We start from the raw sequence: 19340 nt of genomic DNA, 5'->3' as shown, positions 1-19340 counted from the left end.
ACTGCGCTGGGTCGCAGGTCGCCGGATCGGGCGACTGCCCCGGCCGGGGCGCTGCGGTACCGTCAGACCATGCCTCCCGAGGTTCCGACAGAGGGCGCCACCCGGCCGACGCCGACCCGCGTCTATCTGGTCGACGACCACGAATTGGTGCGACGCGGACTTCGCGATCTGTTGAGCACCGCCGACGATCTCGAAGTGATCGGTGAGGCGGCGACGGTGGGTGAGGCGAGGGTCGGGATCCTCGCTGCCGTGCCCGACGTCGCGGTCCTCGACGTCCGCCTCCCCGACGGCTCCGGCGTCGAACTCTGCCGCGACGTCCGGGCCGCGCAACCGTCGATCGGGTGCCTGATGCTGACCAGCTACGCTGACGACGACGCGCTGCTCGCGGCGGTGCTCGCCGGGGCGTCGGGGTTTGTGCTCAAGCAGATCCTCGGCCACAACCTGATCGAAGCGGTCCGCGCCGTCGGTGCGGGTGGATCGCTGCTCGACGACCGCAGCACATCGGCGCTGCTGGCCAAACTCCGCAACCGCAGTGCCCCCGCCCACGATCCCCTCGCCGAACTCACCCATCAGGAGCGCGAGGTGTTCAATCTGATCGGTGAGGGGCTGACCAATCGACAGATCGCCGAGCGAATGTTCTTGGCGGAGAAGACGATCAAGAACTATGTGTCGCGCATCCTGACCAAACTGGACATGCAACGCCGCACCCAGGTGGCGGTCATGGCGACCAAACTGCGTGACGGCCGGGCGCCCTGAGGCTCACCCGGTGAGCGGCACTGTCCAAGTAAGTGTGGTGCCACCGGCACCGCCGGGCGCCGTCGCGACCTCGAACACGCCATCACAGTCCTCGGCTCGGCGGGTGAGGTTGTCCAGACCGCGGTAGACCACGTCGGTTCCGATCCCGACGCCGTCGTCGCTGATCGCGACGGTGAGCACGCCGTCGTCGGCGGTCACCGACACGTCGATGTGGTCAGCGTCCGCATGTCGCAACGCATTCGACAACCCCTCCCGGAGCACCGCATCGATGTGTGGGGCCAGCCGTTCGGGGACGACGGTGTCGACCGGACCGGCAAATGCCACGCTCGGCGCGATCGGCGCCTGGGCGGCGAGTTCGGACACGATGTCGAGCACGCGCCGACGCAGCGTCGCGGTGTCGTGGTGGCCAGAAATGGTCTGCAGATCGAAGATGGACGTGCGGATCTGGGCGATGGTGCGGTCGAGGTCGGCCACCACCTGCTCCAGCCGTGCACGGGCGGCGTCGTCGGTAGCGGCCCCGGCCAACATCGTCTGCACCGACATCCCGATCGCGAACAGTCGCTGGATGACGTGATCGTGCAGATCCCGCGCGATCCGATGCCGGTCCTCGAGCACCTCGAGATCGCGAGCCACCTGCTGCTGTTCGGCGTAGGCCACCGCGAGCGAGGTCACCTCGGCGACACCGGCGAGGCCTGCCGCGTCCTCGTCATCCCATCGTGGCCGGTCGGCGTGGGTGATGACGAGGCGGCCGAAGGTTCCGGCCGCGCGTTGCAGTGGCTGCACCGTCACCCAACGGGCAGCGCGCCGGATCAGCGACGAACCGATCTCGTCTGCGGGCACCACGGTCCGCGTCGGGAAGGCGGTCACCCCGAGGTCGCCGCCGGCGATCGCTGCCCCGGTGTGTCCGACCACCTCCACCCCACCGGGTGCTCCGGTCAGCACGAAGACGTCGACGGCGGCGGTGAGGTCGGCGACGTCATCGCACAGGCGTGCCAGGGTGTCCTCCAACGCGATACCCGCCATCGGTTCCGAACCGCGCCGGGCGATGACCTGCATCCAGCGATGCCGGGTCCGGGCCTGCTCGAACAGTCGGGCGTTGTCCACCGCGACCCCTGCGGCCACGGCCAACACCGCCACCAAGGTTTCGTCGACCTCGGTGAATTCCGGGGCCGTCCGTTTCTCGGTGAGGTAGATGCTGCCGAACACGGATCTGCGGATGATGATCGGCGCACCGAGGAACGTCGACATCGGCGGATGGCCGGGCGGGAATCCCACCGATGCCGGGTGGTCGCCGAGCGCGGGAATCCGCAACACCTGCGGTTCGTCGATGAGCAGGCCGAGCACGCCGCGACCCACCGGTAGGTGATCCATCTGTGATCGCTGGGCCGGGGTGATGCCGGTGTAGACGAAGGCGCTGAGTCCGCCGTCGGGTCCCCGCACGCCGAGCGCGCCGTAGCGGGCGCCGACGACCTGCGACGCGACATCCACGATGCGCTGCAAAGCGCGGTCGAGTTCGAGACCCCGGCCGACGACGAGCACGGCCTCGAGGAGGTCACTCAGCACGCGGGGGTCGTCGACGCCGTGGCGCGCCAGCGCGTCGAGCGCCTCGCTCAACCCACGATTCATCCCGCGCGCCCCGTACGTTCCGTGCGTTCGGCGTGCGCTCGGGCGTGCTCCACGAACCGCACGACCGCCGCCGGCGAACCCGCCGGGTGCACATGTAGATAGGACGCATGGACCGCACCGGAGGCGAATCCGTGGCTGCCCGGGTGACCTCGGTGATCGCGCCACGCCCACGCCGGATCGGGCGCGTGCACCCCTGCGTGGACCGTCGAGCGGTGGAATTCGTGACCGGTCACCCGTTCACCGGCGGCGAAGGCAACTGAATCGGTGACCGCCACCGCATCGCGGTATCCGAGCGTCAACGTCGGACCGAACCGGCCCGCCACATCCAGCACCCCGGCCATCGGATGGCCGTCGAGTTCGCTTGCGAGGTAAAGCAATCCGGCACATTCGGCGACGATCGGACGACCCGACCTCGCGTGCGCCGCGAGCCCGCTGCGCAACGGTTCGTTGGCCGACAGCGCCTCAGCGTGCTCTTCCGGGAATCCCCCGCCGATCACCACCGCGTCGGTGTCCGCCGGCAGGGGGTCGACGAGCGGATCGAAACCCACCACATCGGCACCGGCGGCGGTCAGCAGTTCTCGGTGCTCGGCGTAACCGAAGGTGAACGCCGCGCCGCCGGCGACGGCCACGCGCGGTCGTGCCCCGACGTCGGCGACCCGACAGTGAGCGGCCACCGCGTCATCGGCCGACCACGGCGTCACCGCAGGCCGCAGACTGCTCTGTGCGGCCGCCACGATCGCCGGGAGATCCAGGGCCGCACCCAGGGTGGCGGTCATCGCGGCCACCGCGCGCACTGCGTCGTCGCGCCGTTCGGCCGCCGGGATGAGTCCGAGGTGACGCGACGGCACCTGCAGCCCGGGGTCTCGGCGCAGCACGCCGACCACCGGCAGCCCGACCCGACTGCACGCCTGTCGCAACACGGTCTCGTGGCGGTCGGAGCCGACCCGGTTGAGGATCACACCGACGATGCGGATCGACGGGTCATACCCGATGAACCCGTGCAACACTGCGGCCAGCGACTGACTGTGACCGGCGGCGTCGACGACGAGCACGACCGGCGCGCCGATGAGCCGGGCGACATGTGCCGTCGACCCGAAAGCCGCGGGGTCCTCGGCACCGGTCTCTTCGGGCAGGATGCGGCCGTCGAACAGGCCCATCACCCCCTCGACCACCGCGATGTCGGCACCGGCCGCCCCCGCGGCGAACAACGGTCCCACCAGCTCCGGACCGACCAGGTTCGGGTCCAGGTTGCGTCCCACCGTGCCGGCGGCGACAGCGTGATATCCGGGATCGATGTAATCGGGCCCCACCTTGAACGGCGCCACCCGATGACCCGCAGCCCGCAGGGCGCCGATCAGACCGGTGGACACCGTCGTCTTGCCGCTGCCCGAGGCAGGCGCGGCGATCACGACAGCCGGGACTGCACTCATCCGACGTTCCCGCGGCGGTGTGTCACCTGGTCACCATTCGATGCCCTTCTGTCCCTTGCGGCCGGCGTCCATCGGGTGCGCGATCTTGTGCATCTCGGTGACGAGGTCGGCGGCGTCGATCAGGGTGGCCGGCGCTCGGCGGCCGGTGATCACCACATGTTGGCGTCCGGGCCGTGCTCGCAAGGTCGCCACCACCGCGTCGGTGTCCACCCACCCCCAATGCAGCGGATAGGTGAACTCGTCGAGGACGTAGAAATCGTGCTCGTGCGCCGCCAGTCGCCGGGCTATCTCGTCCCAACCGGCGCGTGCCGCTTCGGCGTGATCGTCGTCGTGATCGGCGTTGGCTCGCAACCACGACCAGCCCTGGCCCATCTTGTGCCACTCCACCGGACCTCCGCGCCCGGTCTGTTCGTGTACCTCGCCGAGCGCGGTGAGGGCGCTCTCCTCGCCGACCCGCCATTTGGCACTCTTCACGAACTGGAAGACCGCCACCCGCATGCCGGCGTTCCAGGCCCGCATCGCCATGCCGAACGCCGCGGTCGACTTGCCCTTGCCCTCGCCGGTGTGCACCGCGAGCACCGGCTGGTTACGCCGCTGCCGGGTGGTCAGCCCATCGTCGGGGATGGTGTCGGGTACTCCTTGCGGCACGCTGCCTCCTGGCGGTCGCGGTCTGGTGCGAACAGTGTCTCAGGCGGCCCGGTCGTCGCTGCGCAGCACACCCGCCGTCAGCTCGTCCATCGGCAGGCACCGCGCACCCATCGTCGCTGCCAGTTCGGCGGCCAGGCCGAGCCGGATCATCCCCTGTTCGCAATCCACGACGACGGAATCGATCCCACGTCGGCCGATTGCGCCGGCGACCGCGCGGGCTCGTGCCGAGGCGTCGGGCCCCGCGGTGGCCCGGCCATCGGTGAGCACCACCACCAATGGTCGCCGGTGCGGCTCGCGGCGAGCGGCTCGGTCGATCAGTTCGGTGGCCGCGATCAGCCCCTCGGCGAGTGGCGTGCGTCCGCCGGTCCGGATCTCGGCGAGCCGACGGACCGCGATGTCCACCGATCTCGTCGGCGGCACCGCCACCTCGGCCGACGAACCGCGCGCCACCACCACCGCCACCCGATCACGTCGGGTGTAGGAGTCGCGCAGCAGATCGACACAGATACCGGTCACCGCCGACAGTCGACGGCGAGCAGTCATCGAACCGGAGAGGTCGACGACGAATACGACGAGGTTGCCTTCCTGACCGATGCGCTCGGCGCCGCGCAGATCGTCGGGTGCCACCCGCACCGTGCCACCGGCCGCCCGATCGGCGGCCGAGAGCACGGTCCCGAACAGGTGCACCGGTTGGCCGTGCGTGAAATCGATTGCGCGCGTGGTCTGCCCGCGACGCGACCGGGCACGCGACCGGCGCCCTGGGTCGCCTTCACCGATCCCGCGCACATCCAGGCGCGTCATGCGCGGTGCCGTCGACGTGGAGGGTACGGAACCGAAGCGCGGACCTGGGGCCGGTTCGGAGGGCTGCTCACTCTCGGACGTCGTCTCGCCCTCGGACGTCGTCTCGCCGGAGGATTGATCGACATCGGACGCCGTGGTGTCGCCCGGCTCGTCGCCACCGTCGCCGTCGTGGCCACCACCACCGCCCGGGTCGGTCGGGTCGGGGTCGGTCGGGTCGGGCGTATCGCTGCCGGCGGCGTCGGCACCGGCATCCATCGCGTCGTCGAGTTGTTGGTCGGTGAGCCCGGACTCGTCGAACGGATTACGCCGGCGCCGATGCGGCAGCGCGAGTTCGACTGCGACGCGGACGTCGTCGGCGGTGACCTCGGCGGCGAGCCGCCACGCGGCGTGCGCCGCCGCGGTCCGGGCCACCACGATGTCGCCGCGCAGACCGTCGACCTCCAGATGAGCACAGACCCCGGCGATCCGGCGCAGCTCCACCGGCGGGATGGTCACCTCGGTCAGCTGTGCACGAGCGTCGGCGATCCGTTGCGTCAGTTCGGCTTCGGCAGCCGCATGGTCGGCCACGAACGCCTCCGGATCGGCGTCGAAGGCCATCCGGCGCGAGACGATGGCCACCCGCTCGTCGATGTCGCGGCCGGCGGCGACGTCGACGGCCAGACCGAAGCGGTCCAGCAACTGCGGGCGCAGTTCGCCCTCTTCCGGATTCATCGTGCCGACGAGGACGAAGTCGGCGGCCTGTGTGTGCGACACCCCGTCGCGTTCGATGGTGACCCGGCCGCTGGCGGCGGCGTCGAGGAGGACGTCGACGAGGTGGTCGGCCAGCAGGTTGACCTCGTCGATGTAGAGGACGCCACCGTCGGCCGAGGCCAGCAGCCCGGGGGTGAACCGGGTGCGGCCCTCACTGAGCACCGCGGTCAGGTCGAGCGATCCGATGACCCGGTCCTCGGTCGCGCCGATCGGCAGCTCGACGACCCGGCCACGCACGCCGTCTCCGCCACCGGGGCGCGAGCGATCCGACTCGTCGCCGGTGTGCAATAGCGGGCCGAGTCCACGCACGATGGTCGACTTGGCGGTACCCTTCTCGCCCCGGATCAGCACCCCGCCGATACCCGGTGCGATCGCCGACAAGATCAGCGCGAGCTTGAGCCGTTCCTGCCCGACGACCGCGCTGAACGGGTAGCGGACAGGTCCGTCGATCTCGGCGCCGCGATGGTGCCGGCCGCTCATCGCGGCCCGTCGACGGTCGCCGCGGGCACGGCCGGGTCGCGACGCATGGTCACGTGCGGGATGCCGTCCTCCAGGTACTCGTCGCCCTGCACCACGAACCCGAATTTGGCATACATCTCCACAAGGTAGGCCTGCGCTTCGATGAGGCAGACATGATCGCCGATCTCGGAGAGCGCAGCGCTGATCAGCCGCGCGGTCATGCCCTGACCCCGGTGGCCGCGTTCGGTACACACGCGGCCGATCCGGAAACTCGGCTGCTCGTCGGCCGACGCAGGTTCGGTGAGCAGACGCAATGTCGAGACCACCACGTCGTCGTCGACGATCCAGAACTGACGGGTGCCCGCCTCCAGGTCGCGGCCGTCGAGTTCGGGGTACGGACAAGCCTGCTCGACCACGAAGACGTCCACCCGCAACCGCAGGATCTGGTAGAGGGTGGACGCATCCATCCGGTCGGCCGGACTCTGGTGCAACTGCCCTGCCGAAGTCATGGTCTCGTGAGTATCACACCGGTGTGGGCCTGCACCAGATGGCCGCTCAGAGGGCCGGCGCGGTCGCGCGCTCGGCGTCGACCTGTGGGGCGGCGGCCCCACGCTTGAGCTGCAGGCTCGCGCTGGTCCAGTCCCACACCTGCCGGAACAGGTCGCGGTTGTCGGAGAGCTTCTGCCCGAACGACGGGATCATCTCGGTGAGTGCCGGCTTCCACCCGGCGTACTCCTTCGGGAAGCACTTCTCCAGCACGTTGAGCATCGCGGGCACCGCGGTCGACGCACCGGGCGAGGCGCCCAACAGGCCGGCGATGGTGCCGTCATCGGCGGTCACCACCGCTGTACCGAACTCCAGCGAGCCGCCGACGCCGGTCTTGCGGATCACCTGGACACGCTGTCCGGCGGTGATGATCTCCCAGTCCGCGCCGTCGGCACGTGGGACGAACTCGCCGAGGGTGTTCACGCGGTCGGCACGGCTGGCGGCCAGCTCGCTGATGAGGTACTTGAGGAGACCGAACTCCTGGGGCGCGATGGACAGCATCGGCAGCAGGTTGTTCGGCTTGACCGAGAACGGGAGGTCGGTGATCTTGCCGCTCTTGAGGAACTTCGGCGACCACCCGGCGTAGGGCCCGAACAGCAGTCCCGGCTGATGGTTGATGACGCGGGTGTCGAGGTGCGGCACCGACATGGGCGGAGCGCCGACCGCGGCCTGGCCGTACACCTTCGCCTGGTGGTCGGCGACGAGGTCGGGGTTGGTGCAGCGGAAGAACTCCCCGGACACCGGGAAACCGCCGAAACCCTTCGCCTCGGCGATACCGGACTTCTGCAGCAGATGCAGCGCTCCGCCGCCGGCGCCGACGAAGACGAACTTCGCGTGCACGGTCACTTTCTGCTTGGTCCGCAGGTTGCTGACCTTCATGATCCAACTGCCGTCGGACTGCTTGGACAGGTTGGTGACCGAGTGACCGAAGTACACATCGGCACCGGTTTCGCCGATGTGGTTGAGCAGCTGCTGGGTCAATGCGCCGAAGTCGACGTCGGTGCCGTCGGTGAACCAGTTCAGCGCCACCGGGTCGGAGAAGTCGCGTCCGGCCGACATCAGCGGCAGACGCTCGCTGAAGGTCGCCTCGTCGTCGATGAACTCCATGCCCTCGAACAACACCTGGCCGGCGAGACGGTCATAGCGCTTACGCAGGTAGTCGACGCCGTCGCTGCCGTGGGTGAAACTCACATGCGGGATCGGATTGATGAACTCGCTGGGATCACCGAGGATGCCGTTGTCCACGGAGTAGGCCCAGAACTGACGCGACACCTGGAACTGCTCGTTGATGTTGATCGCCTTGTCGATGTTGACATCGCCGTCGGCGGTCTTCGGGGTGTAGTTCAGCTCGCACAGCGCCGAGTGCCCGGTGCCGGCGTTGTTCCACGGATCGCTGCTCTCCGCGGCCGCGGCGTCGAGCCGTTCGAAAACACTGATCGACCAGGTCGGCTCGAGTCGACGGATCAGGGCGCCGAGAGTGGCGCTCATGATTCCGGCACCGACCAGCGCGACGTCCGTCTTGATCACCGAGTGAGACACGAGGAGCTCTCCTTCGCACGGGTTGGACGATCGAGGCTGTCGCGGTGTGCCGCGAGGGTGTGCCACCATCGGTCGTCCCTGTCAACCGCCATTGTTCCCCATTCCGGCGCAAACAACGGAATCGCCTGGGCCAAAGTGTGGGCTGGGCGACAGTCACCGCCGCGCCCGGCCCCCCGCACGATATCTAGAGTGGACCGTGTGACCGCATCCTCGAGCGCCGCCCGTGATGGCGGCCGATCCGCTGCGACCTGGCAACCCGACCATCTGTTGGATCGCTACGAAGTCCTCGCCCTGCCCCTGGGTCCCGACCCGGACGGCGAGGACCCGATCACCGCGACCCTGGTGCGTAAGGCCGGCCCCGAACCGGCCGTACACGGCGCGGTGCTCTACATCCACGGATTCACCGACTATTTCTTCCACGAACCTCTCGCCGACTTCTTTCACGAACGCGGCTACGCCTTCTATGCGCTCGACCTGCGCAAATGTGGACGCTCACTGCAGCCGCAGCACACCGCGCACTTCACCACCGACCTGCGCCAGTACGACGAGGAACTCGGCCACGCACTGGAGGTGGTCATCGACGAGACGCGAGCCGCCGGTGGCCCGCAACGGGTGATCGTGGCCGCCCACTCCACCGGGGGCCTCATCACCTCGCTGTGGTTGGACCGGCTTCGGTCCGGATCGCCGGATCTGCATGCCGCGGTCTGCGGTCTGCTGCTCAACAGCCCCTGGTTCGATCTGCAGGGCAGTCCGATCCTGCGGACCCTGCCGGTCTCGCTGCTGTTGCGTGGCCTCGCCGCCGTCGGCCCGAAGGCGGTACTCCCCCAAGAACTCTCCGATGGCTACGGCCGAAGCATCCACGAGACCACCGGCGGCGAGTGGGCCTTCGACCTGGCCCTGAAACCGATGGGCGGATTTCCGGTCACCTTCGGCTTCCTCAATGCCGTGCGGCGCGGGCATGCGCGACTGCATCGGGGTGTCGACGTCGGGGTGCCGTCGTTGGTGCTGCGCTCGGACAAGACCCTGTTCAACCGGGCGCAACCGGGTTCGGTGGACGACGCCGATGTGGTTCTCGATGTGCGTCACATGTCGCGGTGGAGCGGATGTCTGGGTGACCGGGTGGCCGTCGTCCCCATCGCCGACGCCCGCCACGATGTGGTGCTGTCGGTACCACACGTCCGTGAGCACGCCTACCGTGAGATCGACAACTGGCTGCAGGGCACGCTCGGCGTGCTGGCCGCGGCACAGTCGGATTCGACCGCGGGGCCGGCATGACCGCCACCCAGATCGTCGACCTGGCGATCATCGGCACCGGCAGCGGCAACTCCATCCCCAACGAGCGTTTCGACGACAGATCGATCGCGATCTTCGAGGAGGGCGTCTACGGCGGGACCTGCCTCAACGTCGGCTGCATCCCCACGAAGATGTTCGTCTACGCCGCAGAGGTCGCCGACAACGCGGCGCGCGGAGACCGGCTCGGCGTGCACAGCCGTGTCGACTCGGTGGACTGGCCCGCCATCGTGAACCGGGTGTTCGGTCGCATCGATCCGATCTCGGCCGGCGGCCGGGAGTATCGCGAACAACGGTGCGACAACATCACCGTGTACTCCACGCACGTCGAATTCGACGGACGCGACGACGACGGCCGCTACCGCCTGGTCACCGCCAACTCGCTGGTCCTCGCCGACGAGGTGGTGATCGCCGCGGGATCACGAGCGACCGTCCCGCCCGCGATCAGCCAGTGCGGCGCACCGTATTACACGAACAACGACGTCATGCGTCTGGACCATGTCCCCGATCGGCTCATCATCGTGGGCGGCGGCTACATCGCAGCCGAGTTCGCGCATGTGTTCGGCGCGCTGGGCAGCGCGGTGTCGGTCATCGCACGTGGGCCCGCGCTGCTGCGCAAACTCGACACCGACATCTCGACACGGTTCACGACGGTGGCCGCGGAGAAATGGGATGTACGACTGAATACCGACGTGACGAACGTGGTCGAGCTCGACGGTGGCGGCGTCCGGGTCAGCCTCGGCGACGGCACGCATCTCGACGGTGACGCGCTGCTGGTTGCGACCGGACGTCGCCCCAACGGCGACCGGCTCAATCTGGCCTCGATCGGGGTCGATCTCGACGATCACGGTCGGGTGGTGTGCGACCCGCACGGCCGGACCGCGGCCGCACACGTGTGGGCGCTCGGAGATGTGAGTTCGCCGTATCAGCTCAAGCATGTCGCCAATCACGAGCAACGGGTGGTGCAGGCGAATCTGCTCAAGGGCTGGGATGCCGACGACCTGGTCTGGTTCGACCACCGGTACGTGCCGGCCGCGGTGTTCACCCATCCGCAGATCGCCACCGTCGGACTCACCGAGGACGAGGCGCGGGACATGGACCTCAACATCACCGTCAAGGTGCAGGCCTACGGCGATGTGGCCTACGGGTGGGCCATGGAGGACACCACCGGTTTCTGCAAGGTGATCGCCGAGCGGGGTACCGGTCGGCTACTCGGCTGCCACATCCTCGGACCACAGGCACCCACGGTGATCCAGCCGATCATCCAGGCCATGTCCTTCGGGCAGACCGCGCACGAAATCGCGCGCGGCCAGTACTGGATACATCCGGCGATGCCCGAGGTGCTCGAAAACGCGCTGTTGGGGCTCGAGATCTGATCGGCCGGTAGGATTTCCGCCATGGCGATCGTCAACCGCGGCTTTGTCGGCAGACGTGATCGAGATGCCGACCGGCTGCCACCCGGGCAATACCGGACGTTCGACTTTCCGGTGCTGTCGGCCGAACCGACGCCGACGGTGTCCCTCGACACGTGGTCGCTGGCCGTTCAGTCCACGCGACATCGAATCCACAAGTGGAACTGGGCCGAGTTCCAGGAGCTGCCGCACGAGGACATCGTCACCGACATCCATTGTGTGACCCGCTGGTCGAAGTTCGAAACCCGCTGGCGGGGCGTGTCCTTCGACACGATCCTGGCCGAACTGCCGTGGGACGCCGGCGACTTCGTGATGGCGCATTGCCATGGCGGCTACACCACCAACGTCGCTCTGGCCGATCTGGTCGATGGTCGCGGCTGGATCGCCGACTCCTACGACGGTGAACCACTGGCCGCCGAACACGGCGGTCCGGCCCGATTGCTCGTGCCGCACCTGTACTTCTGGAAGAGCGCGAAATGGGTGTGCCGCCTACGGTTCATGTCGAGCGACACCCCTGGATTCTGGGAGAGCAACGGCTATCACATGCACGGCGACCCCTGGACCGAACAGCGCTACTCATGACCGCGCGGACCTGGTCATGAACGACTGGCAGGTGAGCACCGTCGTCTCGCAGACGCGGCACAGCGACAGCGCACGATCACTCCGGCTCGCCCTGTCCGAACCGTTCCGCGCGGTGCCCGGCCAGCATCTCGACATCCGCCTCACCGCCGAGGACGGCTATTCGACCGCACGCACGTACTCGGTGTCGGATGCCCGCGAGTCACGCACTATCGAGGTCACCGTCGAACGGGCAGACGACGGCGAGGTGTCACCGTATCTCGTCGACGTCGTGGAGGTGGGTGAACCGCTCGAGGTGACCAGGCCGCATGGCGGGTGGTTCACCTGGGACGGCAGCCGATCGGATCCGGTGCAGCTGATCGCCGGCGGTTCGGGGCTCGGCCCCCTAATGTCGATGCTCCGACACCGCGAAATCGCTTCCCCCACATCGGTTTTCAATCTCGTGTACTCTCTGCGCTCACCGGATCGCATGCTTTTCGCCGATGACCTCCGCCAGCTCACCCAGCATCGACGGTTGCCGGTCCATCTGGTCTACACCCGACGTGGCCCCGAAACGGACCCCCGTCCGACCGGTCGACTCGGGGCCGCCGAGATCGCCGAACTCACCATCGGGCCGGAGGAGGCACCGACCGTGTTCATCTGCGGTCCCACCGCTTTCGTGGAGCATTGTGCCGCCGCGATGATCGACGCCGGCCATGCGCGCGAGCGGATTCGGACCGAACGGTTCGGCTAGCCCGACCCCGGTCGCGGGGCCCCGGTCCGATCAGAACACCGTGGAGCGCAGCGCGATCTCCGAGGCCAGTGCGGCAGCGGCGTGCTGCGGAACCCAGTGGTCAACCCCGGGCAGCTCGCAGAAACGGAAGTCGGAGTACGCGTAGCGTCCGCTGAGTTGCGCCTGTTCACGGCCGAGCGCATCGTCGGCGTCACCCCAGACCATGGTCGTAGGGATCTCGACCGGCGGGCACGCCAGAGTGGCCGCGATGTCGCCGGTGAAATTGGCGCGGTACCAATTCAGCGGTCCGGTCAGAGCGCCCGGTTCGGTGAGCGGAGCGAGTTCCTCGGCAGTCACCCCGGCGGCGCGCAGTGCGGCCCCGTCGTCGGCGAGCAGCTTGCCCTCGGCGTCGTCTGCGATGAAATCCTTGATGTAGCGCGAACGTTCACGCTGGTCCGAGGACTCCAGGGCGTCGCGCATCGCAGACGGGTGTCCGGTGCTCGCAGCCACCAGGCCGGTGAATCGGTCCGGGTGCTTGGCCGCCAGGTGCCAGGCGACGATGCCGCCCCAGTCGTGGCCGACCAGCATCGAGTACTGGACACCGAGCGCGTCGAGCAGGCCGATCGCGTCACCGACGAGCAGTTCCAGTCGGTAGGCGTCCACCCCGTCCGGGCGAGCGCCGGGACTGTACCCGCGCTGATCGAAAACGATTGTGCGCAGACCACTCTCGTGCAGGCGGGGAACGACGGTGTCGTAGCAGGAACTGTTGACCGGGAATCCGTGCAGCAGCAGCACCCATTTTCCGTCTTCGGGGCCACTGATCCGGGTGTCGAAAGTGTGCTCGCCGACCTGAACGGCGCGGTGTTGCGTGTCCACGCGCTCAGGATAGGCGACGACTCGTGGGCGTGGTCGGCCGCCGCACACACCGTCCACCGCTGAGCCGACACCCGAGGGCCGACGACGCGCGGCTCAGTGCTCGGGCAGCGTGAGGATCTCTGCGCCGTCCTCGGTCACCACCAGGGTGTGTTCGAACTGGGCCGTCCACCTCTTGTCGGTGGTCACGACGGTCCAGCCATCGTCCCAGATCTCATAGCCGAGCCCACCGAGGTTGATCATCGGTTCGATGGTGAACACCATGCCCGGCTCGATGACCGTGTCGACGTTGGGCTGGTCGTAGTGCAGGATCACCAGACCATTGTGAAATGTCTCACCGATGCCGTGGCCGGTGAAGTCGCGGACCACGGTGTACCCGAAGCGGTTGGCATAGGCCTCGATCACACGCCCGATGACGTTCAGTTCGCGTCCCGGTTTCACCGCCTTGATGGCCCGTTCGGTGGCGATCCGGGTCCGGTCGACCAGATCGGCGGCCTCGGCGGACACGTCACCGGCCAGAAAGGTGGCGTTGGTGTCGCCGTGCACCCCGTCGATGTAGGCGGTGACGTCGATGTTGACGATGTCCCCATCGGCGATCACGGTCGAGTCCGGGATGCCGTGACAGATGACCTCGTTCAGCGAGGTGCAGCACGACTTGGGAAACCCTTTGTAGCCCAGGGTCGACGGATACGCGCCGTGATCGACCATGTACTCGTGCGCGATCCGATCGAGTTCATCGGTGGTGACCCCGGGCGCCACCGCCCTGCCCGCCTCGGCGAGCGCGTTGGCTGCGATCCGGCCGGCCACCCGCATCTTCTCGATGGTCTCCGGGGTCTGCACCCACGGTTCGTGTCCTTCATTGACGGTGTCCCGCCACGCGTACTCCGGCCGTTCGATGGAATCGGGGACGGGACGCGTCGGCGAGAGGGTGCCGGGACGCAGGGCGGCGCGAACGGTCATGGTGCCAGCTTATCGAGTCCGGTTTCACGCCGGAGGCGGCGTGGGTCGCGGGTGCGAGGCGAACTAAGGTGAGACTAAGGGCAGATGAAGCGCCGACCAGGTCGGGCGGTGGGAGGAATCGTGGCGCAGGTGAGCGGGTGAGCAGGATCGGTACGGTGCGTCCGGCGCTCGCGGTGCTCGTCGTGCTCATCATCGGAACCCTGTCCGCATGTTTCGTGGAACCCATCGAGCAGCCGGCCGCGTCGGTGGCGCCCACCGCGCACTTGGCCGACGGGCCGCAGACCGCGGAGCTACCCGCCACCGACGTGACGCCGATCGCGACCGATCCGACCCCGACGCTGCCGGTCACCGTCGACTCCACGGGGCACGGGCCGGTCACGGTCACCGATGTCGACCGGATCATCGCCGTCGACATCAACGGCACTCTCGGCAACATCGTGTTCTCGCTCGGTTTGGGTCCGAACGTGGTCGGGCGCGACACGTCGACGGCGTTTCCGAGCGCGGTGGACCTACCGGTGGTCACCAACCGCGGGCACAGCCTCAACGCCGAGGCGGTCCTGGCGCTGTCGCCCACCGTCGTACTCGTCGACGAGAACACCGTCCCCGCGGCGGCCGTCGATCAGATCCGCGACTCCGGCATCCCGGTCGTCGTGTTCCCCGGTACCCGAAGCCTCGACGCCAACGACTCCCTGATGCGTTCGGTCGCCGACGCGCTCGGTGTGCCCGTGCAGGGTGAACAGCTGGTGGCCCGCACCGACCGCGAGGTCGCAGCGGCACGTGATCTCGTCCCGTCCCCGTCCGGGGACCCGGTGATGGCCTTCGTCTACATCCGAGGCCGCAATCTGATCCTGCTGGCGGGACCGGGATCCGGTGCCGACGACCTGATCGAGAACCTCGGCGGGCGCGATGCCGGCCGCGAGGCCGACCTCAGCGGGGCATTCACCGCGATCAGCGCCGAGGCGATGATCGAGGCGGACCCGAACGTGTTGCTGGTGATGACGCAGGGCGCCGACACCGTCGGTGGGCTCGATGGAGTTCTGGAGTTGCCCGGTATCGCCGAGACAGATGCGGGGCGCAACCGGCGCATCGTACAGATGGACGAAACCGAGATCCTGGCGTTCGGCCCCGACGCCGGCAAGGTACTCGGCGCCCTGGCTGAGGCGATCTACGCATGAGTGCCCCCACGTCCGAACGGGTGACGCCGGTCGCGGCCGACCACCGCAACCGCCATCGCACCCGAAACATCGTCGTCCTCGCGGTCCTGCTCGTGTCGACCGCGGCACTCGTCGTGCTCTCGGCCGGTATGGGCCGGGTGGGTGTCCCACCGATCGAGGTGCTCGGCAGCCTCGCCCACCATTTCCACCTCGAGATCGGTCCCCTGCCGTCGCACCCCAACGGTGAGGCCGCACTATGGAACGTCCGGTTCCCGCGGATCGTGTTGGGCCTGTTGGTGGGCGCCGCGCTCGGTGCCGGCGGCTGCCTGCTGCAGGGTGTGCTGGCCAACCCGCTCGCCGAACCGGGCATCATCGGGGTGTCGTCGGGCGCGGCCGTCGGCGCATGTCTGATGATCGTGCTCGGCGGCGGGGCCACCAACGACTGGGCGTTGGCGGGTGCGGCCTTCGTGTTCGCCCTGTTCACCGCCGCGTCGGTGTACGTACTGTCCCTGCGCGACGGCTCCACGTCTGCGATCATGTTGGTGCTCACCGGGATCGCGGTGAACGCCTTCACCCTCGGCATCATCGCCTATCTGACCTTCGTGGCGTCCACGGCCGCACGCGAACAGATCGTGTTCTGGCAACTGGGTTCGCTGGCCGGCACCACCTGGGATGAGGTGTGGGTGGCCGCTCCGCTGATCATCGCGGCGCTTGCTGCGTCACTGGTCCTGGTGCACAAGCTCGACCTGCTGGCCCTCGGCGAGATCCAGGCCGCGTCGTTGGGGGTCAACGTCGAGGTCGTCCGCCGTCAGGTGATCGTGCTCGTCTCCATCCTGACCGGCGCTGCGGTCGCCTTCTCCGGGATCATCATGTTCGTCGGCTTGGTGGTGCCGCACGTGCTGCGGCTCATCGTGGGTCCACGCCATGCGATCCTGCTACCTGCCAGCGTGGTCGGGGGCGCGCTGGTGATCACGGCCGCCGACCTGGCGGCCCGCACAATGCTCGGCGACGCCGACCTCCCGTTGGGGATGTTCACCTCACTCATCGGTGGACCGGTGTTCTTCCTGCTGCTGCGGCGTAGCCGACGGGCGGGGGCGGGCTGGTGACCGGGTCGGGCGGTGTCGTAGCCGAGCACATCACCGTCACCCTGGGGGATCGCGATGTGGTGCGCGACGTCTCACTACGAGTCGAACCCGGCTCGCTGCACGCGCTCGTCGGGCCCAACGGCTGCGGCAAGTCGACATTGTTGTCGGTGCTGGCCGGTCTACGCACCCCCGACCGCGGCACCGTCCACATCGACGACCGGCCGATCGCGAAGGTCTCTGCTCGGGAACTTGCCCGCATGCGGTCGTTCGTTACCCAGCACAATCGCACCGACACCCCCTTCTCGGTGATCGAGGTCATCGAAATGGGTCGCTTCCCCTGGCTGCGTACCGACGCCGCACGCCGGTCACCTGAGATCATCGACGACGCGATCCGCGCGTGCGATCTGCACGACATCACCTATCGCCCGTTCGCGCAGTTGTCCGGCGGCCAGCAGGCACGGGTGTCGATCGCGCGGGCGCTGGCCCAGCAGACACCGGTGATGCTGCTCGACGAACCGACCGCCGCGCTCGACATCCACCACCAGGAGACCGTCCTCGACATCCTGCGGGCCGCCCGCGACGACGGCTGCGCCGTCCTGCTGGTGGTGCACGACCTCTCGCTGGCGGCCGCCTACGCCGATCGCGTCGCCTTGATGAAGGACGGCCATCTGTTGGCCGATGGACCGACCCGCGAGGTGATGACCGCGCAGTTGCTGTCGGACACCTACGACCATCCGGTGGAGATCTGGGATCATCCCGAGTCGGGACAGCCGATCATCGTGCCGCGCCGGACCTGACCGGCCTGCCCGCTTGGCCGGTCAGGACCGCGCGCCGACCGCGTATCCCGGTGGCAGTCCGGCGAAGAAGTCGCGCGTCACGCCCACGGCGTTGTTGGAGTCGCCACCGCGCACCACGAGGGTGGCGAACGCCAGATCTCCGCGGTAGCCGGCGAACCAGGCATGCGAACCGCCGGCGAACTCGGCCTCACCGGTCTTGCCGAGCACTTCGCCCTCGCCGTCGATGACCGTCGCCGTGCCCTGGGTGACCACAGCGCGCATCATCGGGCGTAGTTCTTCGACCACTTTCGGGTCGAGCGTCGGTTGCGGACCTTCCACCGTGGTCTGTTTGCCCAGGATGAGCTGTGGGACCGGCGCGGTGCCGTTGTTGGCCACGGTCGCTGCGACCGTGGCCAACCCGAACGGACTGACCAGCACCTTGCCCTGACCGAAGCCATCCTCGGTACGCGCGACCAGTTCCGGAGCGATCGGCACCGACCCGGACACCACGTCGAGACCGGCGATGTCGTAGTGCTGGCCGATTCCCATCGCCGCCGCGGTGTGCGCGAGATCTGATGGGCCCATCTTGCTGGCCAGGAAGGCGAAAGTGGTGTTGCAGGAACTGGCGAAGGCTTTCAGCATCGAGACGGTGCCCAGCGAGAAGCCGTTGTAGTTCGGGATTCGGCGCGGACCGATCTCGATCTCACCCGGACACGGCACCATCGAACCGGGATGTGCGAGATCGCGGCTGATGGCCGAGGCCGCGGTGACCATCTTGAAGGTCGATCCGGGCGGGTACAGACCGGTGGTGGCGATCGGCCCGTCCCGGTCGGCCGCCTTGTTCTGCGCGACGGCCAGAACCCGGCCGGTGGACGGCTGGAGAACCACCATGGCGACCTGGAAGCGGTTGGTGGCGTCCACCGCCCGCTGCGCGGCGTTCTGCACGCGCCGCGACAGGCTGAGCGAGATCGCCGGCGCGGGTTCCGGGGCGTGATCGGCGAGGACGTCGGCGTCGAGGCCGTTGGGGTTGACGGTGACGACACGCCATCCGACCCGACCTTCGACCTCACTGTCGACGACCTTCTTCACCTCGGTGAGCAGTGCCGGGGCGAAATCCGGGTTCTTCGCGACCAGTTCGGCCTGTTCGTTGTGAACGACGCCGGGGATGGCGAGTTGATCGCGCAGGCGATCGAAATCGCGTTCCGACAGCCGGGTGATCGGGTACGGCTCGCCACTGGCCGTGGACTCCTCGGCGATCTTCTGCGCCGACAGCGACGGCGCATAGGGTCGCAGTGCCGACACCAGGCTGGTCACCGAATCGGCGACCGACCCGTGCGCCGCCGCCTCGGCGGCGTCGAAGTTGATCCCGATGACCGTGCCGTTGACCATCACCTCCGACCCATCGGACCCGTTGACGGTCGCCCGCGGGGCCTGCAACAGTCGCAACGAAAGCCGTTGGTTGGCACCGAGGTCCGGGTGGATGTCGGTGGAGGTCCAGCGCACCGACCACCCAGCATCGCTGCGGGCGAGTTTGACCCGGGCGGGATAACTCCACTCGCGGTCGCTCGGCAGATCCCAGTGGTAGGTGACGTCGATGTCGGCGATGTCGCCGGTCACTCGCGCTTTGCCGGTGCTCGCGGTGAGTTTCTCCGCGGCCAGACCGTCCCACGCGGCGTCGAGGTCGTCGCGTGCGGCCTGCGGGTTGTCGGTGAGGGCGGCGGCTGCGGCGATGTCGCGGGCGCCGTATGCAGCGAGGAAACGCTCGACCGCCTGCCGCGGACCGTCGTCGGCGGTGGCGCAACCGGCCACCCCGAGCGTCAGCGCAGCACTCAGCGACACACACGCCACACTGACTACTCGTCGTCTCATCCGCAACATCGGTGTCGATCATATGGGCGGACGAGTCGAAATCCGGTGCGCCACGCGGTGGATTCGCCGACTGCC

General features: G+C 68.3%; 17 protein-coding genes. 8 read left to right on the top strand and 9 right to left on the bottom strand.

Going from position 1 to position 19340, the window contains the following annotated elements:
- Positions 1–69 precede the first annotated feature (69 nt).
- Positions 70–756: a response regulator transcription factor gene (locus ACIGKQ_RS04740; protein ID WP_235722242.1), complete on the top strand. Its 687-nt coding sequence runs from the start codon at positions 70–72 to the stop codon at positions 754–756.
- Positions 757–759: 3 nt separating this feature from the next.
- Here ACIGKQ_RS04740 and ACIGKQ_RS04735 read toward each other — a convergent pair whose 3' ends face one another.
- Genes ACIGKQ_RS04735 through mqo form a run of 6 tightly spaced genes read right to left on the bottom strand, consistent with a single transcriptional unit; the run spans position 760 to position 8555 of the window.
- Positions 760–2382 (bottom strand): GAF domain-containing protein, encoded by a 1623-nt coding sequence (locus tag ACIGKQ_RS04735; RefSeq protein ID WP_235722243.1) that lies wholly within the window; start codon positions 2380–2382, stop codon positions 760–762.
- Entirely contained in the window at positions 2379–3812 is a 1434-nt protein-coding gene (locus tag ACIGKQ_RS04730; protein ID WP_235722244.1) for a cobyrinate a,c-diamide synthase, read from the bottom strand. The genes ACIGKQ_RS04735 and ACIGKQ_RS04730 overlap by 4 nt, the downstream gene beginning before the upstream one ends.
- A gap of 30 nt (positions 3813–3842) precedes the next feature.
- The gene (gene cobO / locus ACIGKQ_RS04725; protein WP_235722245.1) at positions 3843–4460 is read right to left on the bottom strand and encodes a cob(I)yrinic acid a,c-diamide adenosyltransferase; all 618 of its coding nucleotides are present in this window, start codon (positions 4458–4460) and stop codon (positions 3843–3845) included.
- A 39-nt stretch (positions 4461–4499) separates the two neighbouring features.
- Positions 4500–6491, bottom strand: a complete 1992-nt coding sequence (locus tag ACIGKQ_RS04720; protein ID WP_235722246.1) for a VWA domain-containing protein — start codon at positions 6489–6491, stop codon at positions 4500–4502.
- Entirely contained in the window at positions 6488–6979 is a 492-nt protein-coding gene (locus ACIGKQ_RS04715) for a GNAT family N-acetyltransferase (protein WP_235722247.1), read from the bottom strand. Before ACIGKQ_RS04715 ends, ACIGKQ_RS04720 begins: the two co-directional genes overlap by 4 nt.
- Before the next feature lie 46 nt (positions 6980–7025).
- Entirely contained in the window at positions 7026–8555 is a 1530-nt protein-coding gene (mqo, locus tag ACIGKQ_RS04710) for a malate dehydrogenase (quinone) (protein ID WP_235722248.1), read from the bottom strand.
- A 198-nt stretch (positions 8556–8753) separates the two neighbouring features.
- On the opposite strand from mqo, the gene ACIGKQ_RS04705 reads away from it, so the two are divergent.
- The 4 genes from ACIGKQ_RS04705 to ACIGKQ_RS04690 are packed head-to-tail and all read left to right on the top strand — an operon-like array spanning position 8754 to position 12569.
- Positions 8754–9830 (top strand): alpha/beta hydrolase, encoded by a 1077-nt coding sequence (locus ACIGKQ_RS04705; protein WP_235722249.1) that lies wholly within the window; start codon positions 8754–8756, stop codon positions 9828–9830.
- Positions 9827–11221, top strand: coding sequence for a mycothione reductase (locus tag ACIGKQ_RS04700; RefSeq protein WP_235722250.1), 1395 nt, complete (start codon positions 9827–9829; stop codon positions 11219–11221). Before ACIGKQ_RS04705 ends, ACIGKQ_RS04700 begins: the two co-directional genes overlap by 4 nt.
- Before the next feature lie 21 nt (positions 11222–11242).
- Entirely contained in the window at positions 11243–11839 is a 597-nt protein-coding gene (locus tag ACIGKQ_RS04695; RefSeq protein WP_235722251.1) for a molybdopterin-dependent oxidoreductase, read from the top strand.
- A 16-nt stretch (positions 11840–11855) separates the two neighbouring features.
- Positions 11856–12569, top strand: a complete 714-nt coding sequence (locus tag ACIGKQ_RS04690) for an FAD-binding oxidoreductase (protein WP_235722252.1) — start codon at positions 11856–11858, stop codon at positions 12567–12569.
- A gap of 30 nt (positions 12570–12599) precedes the next feature.
- Here the strand turns inward: ACIGKQ_RS04690 and ACIGKQ_RS04685 are convergent, their stop codons facing one another.
- Both ACIGKQ_RS04685 and map read right to left on the bottom strand, forming a co-directional pair.
- Positions 12600–13424 (bottom strand): alpha/beta fold hydrolase, encoded by an 825-nt coding sequence (locus ACIGKQ_RS04685; RefSeq protein WP_235722253.1) that lies wholly within the window; start codon positions 13422–13424, stop codon positions 12600–12602.
- A gap of 93 nt (positions 13425–13517) precedes the next feature.
- Positions 13518–14381, bottom strand: a complete 864-nt coding sequence (gene map, locus ACIGKQ_RS04680; RefSeq protein WP_235722254.1) for a type I methionyl aminopeptidase — start codon at positions 14379–14381, stop codon at positions 13518–13520.
- Positions 14382–14527: 146 nt separating this feature from the next.
- Here map and ACIGKQ_RS04675 point away from each other — a divergent pair, with 146 nt between their 5' ends.
- The 3 genes from ACIGKQ_RS04675 to ACIGKQ_RS04665 are packed head-to-tail and all read left to right on the top strand — an operon-like array spanning position 14528 to position 17417.
- On the top strand, positions 14528–15556 hold the full coding sequence (locus ACIGKQ_RS04675; protein WP_235722386.1) for an ABC transporter substrate-binding protein: 1029 nt from the start codon (positions 14528–14530) through the stop codon (positions 15554–15556).
- The gene (locus tag ACIGKQ_RS04670; RefSeq protein WP_396572529.1) at positions 15553–16641 is read left to right on the top strand and encodes a FecCD family ABC transporter permease; all 1089 of its coding nucleotides are present in this window, start codon (positions 15553–15555) and stop codon (positions 16639–16641) included. Before ACIGKQ_RS04675 ends, ACIGKQ_RS04670 begins: the two co-directional genes overlap by 4 nt.
- On the top strand, positions 16638–17417 hold the full coding sequence (locus tag ACIGKQ_RS04665) for a heme ABC transporter ATP-binding protein (protein ID WP_396572527.1): 780 nt from the start codon (positions 16638–16640) through the stop codon (positions 17415–17417). Before ACIGKQ_RS04670 ends, ACIGKQ_RS04665 begins: the two co-directional genes overlap by 4 nt.
- A gap of 21 nt (positions 17418–17438) precedes the next feature.
- Here ACIGKQ_RS04665 and ACIGKQ_RS04660 read toward each other — a convergent pair whose 3' ends face one another.
- Positions 17439–19274: a penicillin-binding transpeptidase domain-containing protein gene (locus ACIGKQ_RS04660; RefSeq protein ID WP_396572526.1), complete on the bottom strand. Its 1836-nt coding sequence runs from the start codon at positions 19272–19274 to the stop codon at positions 17439–17441.
- Positions 19275–19340: the final 66 nt, after the last annotated feature.

This window comes from Gordonia sp. NPDC062954, assembly GCF_044543825.1.
GTDB lineage: Bacteria > Actinomycetota > Actinomycetes > Mycobacteriales > Mycobacteriaceae > Gordonia > Gordonia tangerina.
The sequence above is the reverse complement of the archived record's forward strand: the minus strand, read 5'-3'. Positions and strand labels throughout refer to the sequence as shown.